The organism is Bacillus cereus group sp. BfR-BA-01355, from assembly GCF_022663675.1.
GTDB lineage: Bacteria > Bacillota > Bacilli > Bacillales > Bacillaceae_G > Bacillus_A > Bacillus_A thuringiensis_S.
Window position 1 is genome coordinate 1 of record NZ_JAKUFY010000463.1, and the last position, 225, is coordinate 225.

A 225-nucleotide genomic window follows, 5' to 3' on the forward strand; every position below is an offset into this window, starting at 1 on the left:
TGAAATGAATCTCTCACTTCCATATTCTATTGATTCTTCTTTTCATTCCCTTGCTGGTGGCCTCTATTTTCTTGTTGAGACCCCCTACCATTGTTCCCTTGCTCGTTTCCACCATTTTCTTTCTGGGGTCCTCTTCCATTGTTTCCTTGCTGATTCCCATTATTTCCTTGTTGAGATCCTCTTCCGTTGTTCCCTTGCTGATTCCCATTATTTCCTTGTTGAGAT

The 225-nt window shown here is 41.8% G+C and carries 1 pseudogene; it reads right to left on the reverse strand.

The annotated features are described in order from the left end of the window. Positions 1–13: 13 nt before the first annotated feature. A pseudogene (locus MR167_RS32490) lies at positions 14–225 on the reverse strand (FMRFamide neuropeptide); the annotation flags it as partial.